The following is a 6,186-nucleotide window of genomic DNA, read 5'->3' as shown; positions in this document are numbered from 1 at the left end:
GTTCCTCGATCCCGGTTGTCTTCCATGCACCACTGGCTTCATCAATCTGATTCCCATTACATCTGATGGGAATCAGATTGCCGGTGCCGCGCCCTCATGAACAGACGGTACGTGTCGAGCGCTTACGTGCGAGGGGCAAGATGTCGAACATGATGCTATTCCCCTTCCGCGGCAGCGCCCTGCGGATATTCTCCTCCTGCAACATCCGGCTCAGGCTGGAGCGCTGGCGCCCCAGGGATGTAGCCGCCGGTTACGTAGTCAAGCGCACGTACCAGATACGGCGGCAGCCACGAAGCATCGAGAATGAAGAACGCGAACCATTGCAATCGGCTCGATGAATAAAAAGGCTGGCCGGTGACTTGGCCAGCAAAATAGTTCTGGCAATCCGAGGTTGATGTGTGCCAGAACCAAAGGCACTGAACGGCATCCGTGTGCAGAAAGCCATGTCATCGGTCAGTAGCACACGGCGGCGCGAACTGTTTGGCGACCAGTCCGTGTTCGTAGTCGGACAGGTGACCGCAGTAGCTATAGGGGTACTGATGGCGCTTTTTCGTCTGACATGCTTGAGGCCATCGCAATGTGAAAAACGAACGGCGAACCGGTCGGCAAAATGGCTTCAGCATGCGAGCGTGTTGTTTGTACCGAATTCCAGGCCTCGACTAAGCAGCAGGCGCAACCGTCGCGCCGGTGATTTTATGCCGTGCGAGTGCCTGGGCGACGCCCCCCGATGCCTTCGCATCCTCGACAAATGCCCGCAACGCCTCAGCTGCCGCTGCACCACGACTTTTGGGCAAACCCATCGCCTGACGGATCACCATGAATCGTTCATCGAGCAAACGCAAGCCAGGGGCTTGACGTGCGTCTGCCTCGAGCTGTTGCTTGACGCCGGCGGCGACCTCGAGGCCCTCATCGAGGAACGTTCGGACGACGGTCGGAGATGACGGTGCGCGCACGATCCGCGCATGCTTCAATTCGCGCGTCAGGAACAGATCGTAGGCGCTTCCCTCGCCCACTGCGACGCGGATCGACGGTTGGTCGACATCGTCGTTGGCGCGAATCGACGATCCGTCTCGCACCAGGTAATAGCCTTCGATCAACACGTACGGATCGGTAAACGCGATGGTTTCTCCTCGTCGTGGATCGATGGCGAAGAAGCCGACGTCTGCCTGCTCATCGCTGACCGCCTGAACGGACTTGCCCGCCGTATCGAACACCACCAGTTCAAGTTCCACCCCGAGCGTGGCGGCAAAGGTGCGCGCCAGGTCCACCGACACACCGGTTGGTGCGCCCGATAGGTCCTTGCCCGCGAGAATGGGATTCCCGAGATTGATCGATGCCCGCAGCTTGCCGGCCGGTGTGAATGCGCGAATGACGGATGGATCTGGTTTCATGTTGATAGCGTGAAGAACAGAAATTCATGGGTGGGCACGGGCCTTTAGCCACAGACCCGCGCATCGTTCGACTTGCGTTGCGCCGGCGCTCGGGGCCTCAGCAGTATCGCCACGGCCAGCACGCTGGCCAGCGCGATACCGCCCGCGAGCAAGAACGCGCTGAGGAACGTATGGCTTTCCTGCACGAGAAAGCCGGTTGCGGCCGGGCCGACGATGCCTGCGCAGTTTGCGATCGCGTGTACGCATCCGCCGACACTGCCGAGTTTCGGGCCGGGGATCGTGTCCTGAATCAGCGCCCAATAGGCGCTGCCGCTCAGATAAAGTGCAAACACGGCAACGGCCATCAACAGCAGCGCACCGAGCGTCGTGGTCACGGCGCCGGCCAGCGTGACGCACACGCCTGCCGTGCCAAGGCATGCGATCAATACCCGCTTGCGCGCAAGCAGTGCGTTGCCCGTCCGGCGAAAGATCAGATCGGACAGCACGCCGCTCAGTCCATAGCCGATGAACCCCAGCAGCCACGGCAGCACTGTCGCGAGACTCATGCCTTTCAGGCTCAGGTGACGGTCCATCGTCAGAAAGGTCGGGAACCAGGTGAGAAAGAAAAACAGGATGTAGCTGTAACCGAAGTACGAAATCATCGCCGCGAGAATGGCGGGCTGCTTCAGGTAGAAGCCGAGGGGCTGCAGGTCCGAAGGGCTTTCAGGGACGCTTCGGTCGGATTCGATCAGCCGGCGTTCGTCATCGGATACGCGTGCATGCTGGTGCGGCTTGTCGGTCGCCATGAACACCCAGAAAACCAGCCAGAGCAAGCCGAAACACGCGATGCCGGCGAACGCGACGCGCCAGCCGTAAGCGGCTGTCAGCAGGCCGACTACCGGCCCCGCCACCGCACCGCCCAGCGGCAGGCCGCAATTCGCGAAGCCGAATGCGGTCGCCGACTCCTTGTGCGGGAACCAGTTGTTGACGATCTTGTTGATCGTCGTCGCGAGTGGCCCTTCTGCCATGCCGAACAGCGTGCGGACGGCCAGCAGCGATCCGAAGCCGCTGGCAAGGCCGGTCGCGCCGCATAGCGACGACCACGTCAGCACTGCCCAGGAGAAGACGCGCTTGCCGCCCCAGCGATCCGCCGCCCATCCGCCAATGAAATTGAATGCCGCGTAGCCGATGAAGAACGTCGAAAACAACAGGCCGAGACTGCTCGGCGACATATGCAGTTCCCGCATGACGGCGGGTGCGGCGACGGACAGCGCCGCACGGTCGAGATAATTGATGAAGCCTGCGATGAACAGCAGCAGGACGATGCGCCATCGAATGTTTGTCACCTGTCGCTCCTTGGAGCTTGTTATGTGCTTGACGGCCGGGCGCTCGAACGCGCTACCCGGCCCGTCGCTTGTCTATTCGCGGCCGCGCCGCGCGTTCGGAACGGCGCGAGCGTGGTGGGCCACGCTCGCGAGGCGTTCAGCGCTGCGGACGTGCGACCGCTTCCAGCATGGCGAGCTGTGCCGCGCCGATATCGATGCCTTCCGCCATCTGGCGCTCCAGGCGACCGAGTTCGATCTCGCCGGGCACGATCACGGGCGCATCGGGATCCGCGGGTCTGGAGCCGTGCAAGATCGCCGCGTAGTCGGCCATATGCTTGGCGAGCCACTCGGTGCTGCCGAGTTGGGTCGTATCGATGAGAATGAAGAAGTGGCCGAGGTTCTGCGGTTGTTCAGGATCGTCTTCCCACGATTTCACGTGCGTGAGATACGCCGCGCCGGAAAGCAGTCCCGCGAATAGATCGACCACCAGCGCGAGGCCGTAGCCCTTGTGGCCGCCGATCGGCAGCAGAAAGCCGTCGAGTGCGGCTTTCGGATCGGTGGTCGGCTTGCCTTGCGCGTCGGTTGCCCAATCGCCGGGAATCGGTTCGCCGCGCTTGAGCGCGTTGCGAATCTTTGCCCGTGCCGCGACGCTGATTGCCATGTCGAGCATGAACGGATGGCCATCCGGGCTCGGGACGCCAAAGCCGACGGGGCTGTTGCCCAGGCGCGCGTCGGTGCCGCCCCACGGCGCAATCGTCGTGGTCGCGTTACTGCCGATGATGCTGGCGAAACCCTGCATGGCGGCGAGGTACGAATACGGCGATACGGGGCCGAAGTGATTGCTGCCGCGCACGAACACACAGGCAATGCCCTGTTCGCGTGCAGCGGTCATCGCCAGAGCGAGTGCGCGATGGCCGACGAGCGGGCCGATGCCGTTGTCGCCGTCGAGGCGGTGAAGCGCCGGCGCCACCTGTTCGGCGGTGATCGAAGGCGCAGGATTGATGCCGCCGACGCGCAGGCGCGCGCCGTACGACTCGACACGGCTCGTGCCGTGCGTACGCAAACCGAACAGGTCGGCCAGCACGAGGATCGTGGCGGTGTCCGTCGCGTCGGCGCGCGTCAGGCCGAGCGCGCAGAGTGCTTCGATGGTCAGTTCGGTCAGATGGGCCTGGGTGACGATGCCATGGGCGGGAGTGGGATGGGTCATGGAATGCGTGTCTCCTTCGATTTGAAAGCCGTGCGGTTCAAGCGGCTGCGCATCGCGCGCTGCTTGCGTTTCGCACATGATCGTGCAGGAGCGGTTCACGCAACAAACGCATATTTTCGTTCGATTGGTGCGTCATATGCACGAATCGAACCATGTCGCCGGATGCCCGCGAAGGCTTTGCCGTGCGGCCCGAAGTCGTCGCCCGACGCTTGGCCTATGCGGCAGCGCCGGTGCGCGGCACATCGGGCGCACGCATTTCCGTCAACAACTGAAGGAAGAAGCGGCCTGCGGACGATAAACCGCGGCCGCGCCGCTGGATGACGCCCAGCGTTCGCCGGACCGGCGGATCGACGAGCGCGACGCTGGCGAGTGCCTTGTGCGGGCCGCGGGGCATGGCGAGCCGAGGTACGACACCGACGCCCAGGCCCGCTTCGATCAGGCTCACGAGAGCGGGCACATGGCGTACCTCGCAGAACCATTTGGGCCGATCGGCGACGCCTGCCAGCGCTTCGTCTATGACCGCGCGATTGCCGCTGCCTTGTGCGATGGCCAAATACTCGAGGCTGGCGAGCTCCGCCCACGCGACGGATTTGCGTTTTGCGAGCGGATTACTGCGCGGGCAGGCGAGAACGAAAGGATCCTCGAGCAGCGGTGTGAATTTGATGTCCGGCTCCTCGGTGCCGACGTAAGTCAGGCCAAAATCGGCTTCCCCGCGCGCGACGGCGAGAAAAACCATCGACGAAGGCTCGTCGATGAGACGAAGGCGAATGCCCGGGTAACGCTGATGATAGGTCGCGATGGTTTCCGGAAGGAAGTAGCGCACCGCCGACGGTACGCACGCGACCGTGAGTTCGCCGGTCATCTTGCGTGCAAGATCGTCGAATTCGAGCATCGAGTTGTCGACCTCGTTGAGGATGCGTTGAGCGCGCTCGAGAAACCCGCGACCGACGATCGTTAGGTCCATCTTCCGCGTCGTTCGCTCGAACAGTCTGACGCCCAGCACTTCCTCGAGTTTTTCTATCCGGCGCGATAGCGCGGACGCAGATAGATGCAACGAGTCGGCTGCGGCGCGAAAGCTGCCCAGGTCGGCGGTTGCGACAAAGGCGCGCAAGTCGGATATCTCAAAATTCATTCTGATGATCACATCGGTGAATAGAGATACTTAGTTTCGACATACCGACGGGTGCTGTCAATTCATGCGTTCAGCACACGAATTCGCTGGTGCGATCTTCCTATGGAGATGGTGTGCGACTCGGGCGTGAGTCGCTAGTGGCGTCGAGTTCCTCTAGTTTGGTCCGACCTTGGCGCGTTGATGCACGCCATTCCGGTGATCTGCGGCGGAATTTTGTGACCAATCAGGAAGTGAGTCTCGCGTCGATATTATCGGATCCAGCCAGGGCCGACGGACCGTGGCTGGAGGTTGATAGCGATGCGCGCCATGAGGCCGGCGCTCGTTGAAACACTGTCGCCAGCGTTCGACAAGTACCTTGGCCTCGGCCGGGCTGCGGAGCCATTCCCAGTTCAGAATTTCGTCACGCAGCTTGCCGTTGACGCTCTCGATGAACCCGTTTTTCCACGGACTGCCGGGCGCGATGAAGGCCGGACCGATTGCCACAGCCAGCGCATGACCTTGACAGCGGTATATTCGGCGCCGTTGTCGGACCGAACTAACGCTGGATTGCCATATAGCCGCATCAGTCGCGACGCCTCCGATTCAAGAGCAGGGACTCTTGGCAATTGCAAACCACCTTGCCGCCAAGCCTGGTTTTCCGGCTAGACATATATCAGGAAATATTTTGCGCGGTGGACTGGCGCCCACTAAACTCCAGCGCGTTCTTGAAAAGCTGGAATCCAATCTTGACGTGCCGTGGTCGCTGGCGACAATGGCGAACGAGGCCGGCACGAGTGTCTATCGCATTGCCAGGGCTTTCACCGCGACCACGGGATGGCTGCCGTATCGCTTTGTGCTGCGACGGCGTATCCAGCGCGCCATTGAAATGTTCGGAGACGACAAGTTGTCGGTCGGTGATGTCGCTGAACGCGTAGGTTTCGCTCACCATAGCCATCTACGGCTTTCTTATAATTCGCAGTGTGTCGGAAATCTGGTGTGGCTGATATTCGCGGCAGGAGTCACACTCTCCCATTGCGTTCCAACCGTACCGCGGATGATGCTGCGTTGCGCGCGCGCCAAAGAAACTACGCTCGACAAGAAATGGCTACGTGCTCACTTCGAGTGACACAGCCGGCCCCGCAGCGATCGCGACGTTGTCGTCGCGTCCAGTCC

Annotated in this window: 5 protein-coding genes and 1 pseudogene; 1 reads left to right on the top strand and 5 read right to left on the bottom strand. The window is 61.8% G+C overall.

Features of this window, described 5'->3' with window-relative positions; all coding sequences use genetic code 11:
- Positions 1-659: 659 nt before the first annotated feature.
- From G3N96_RS03115 to G3N96_RS03095, 5 genes and pseudogenes are all read right to left on the bottom strand, one after another.
- A complete protein-coding gene (locus G3N96_RS03115) occupies positions 660-1,391 on the bottom strand; it encodes an ABC transporter substrate-binding protein (RefSeq protein ID WP_206136200.1) in 732 nt (243 codons plus the stop codon).
- Positions 1,392-1,435: 44 nt separating this feature from the next.
- Positions 1,436-2,716: an MFS transporter gene (locus G3N96_RS03110; protein WP_206136199.1), complete on the bottom strand. Its 1,281-nt coding sequence runs from the start codon at positions 2,714-2,716 to the stop codon at positions 1,436-1,438.
- Between the two features lie 136 nt (positions 2,717-2,852).
- Positions 2,853-3,902, bottom strand: coding sequence for an Ldh family oxidoreductase (locus G3N96_RS03105; protein WP_206136198.1), 1,050 nt, complete (start codon positions 3,900-3,902; stop codon positions 2,853-2,855).
- A gap of 214 nt (positions 3,903-4,116) precedes the next feature.
- Positions 4,117-5,034, bottom strand: a complete 918-nt coding sequence (locus tag G3N96_RS03100; RefSeq protein ID WP_206136197.1) for a LysR family transcriptional regulator — start codon at positions 5,032-5,034, stop codon at positions 4,117-4,119.
- A 223-nt stretch (positions 5,035-5,257) separates the two neighbouring features.
- Positions 5,258-5,606, bottom strand: a pseudogene (locus tag G3N96_RS03095) (integrase core domain-containing protein); the annotation flags it as partial.
- A 26-nt stretch (positions 5,607-5,632) separates the two neighbouring features.
- Here G3N96_RS03095 and G3N96_RS03090 point away from each other — a divergent pair.
- Positions 5,633-6,139: an AraC family transcriptional regulator gene (locus tag G3N96_RS03090; protein ID WP_206136196.1), complete on the top strand. Its 507-nt coding sequence runs from the start codon at positions 5,633-5,635 to the stop codon at positions 6,137-6,139.
- Positions 6,140-6,186: the final 47 nt, after the last annotated feature.

It is taken from the genome of Burkholderia sp. Se-20373 (assembly GCF_017104705.1).
Taxonomy (GTDB): Bacteria; Pseudomonadota; Gammaproteobacteria; order Burkholderiales; family Burkholderiaceae; genus Burkholderia.
The sequence above is the reverse complement of the archived record's forward strand: the minus strand, read 5'-3'. Positions and strand labels throughout refer to the sequence as shown.

Excerpts from the sequence above, each read along its gene's own strand:
- G3N96_RS03115 (WP_206136200.1), bottom strand. The coding sequence starts at position 1,391 with ATGAAACCAGATCCATCCGTCATTCGCGCATTCACACCGGCCGGCAAG.
- G3N96_RS03100 (WP_206136197.1), bottom strand. The coding sequence starts at position 5,034 with ATGAATTTTGAGATATCCGACTTGCGCGCCTTTGTCGCAACCGCCGAC.
- G3N96_RS03105 (WP_206136198.1), bottom strand. The coding sequence starts at position 3,902 with ATGACCCATCCCACTCCCGCCCATGGCATCGTCACCCAGGCCCATCTG.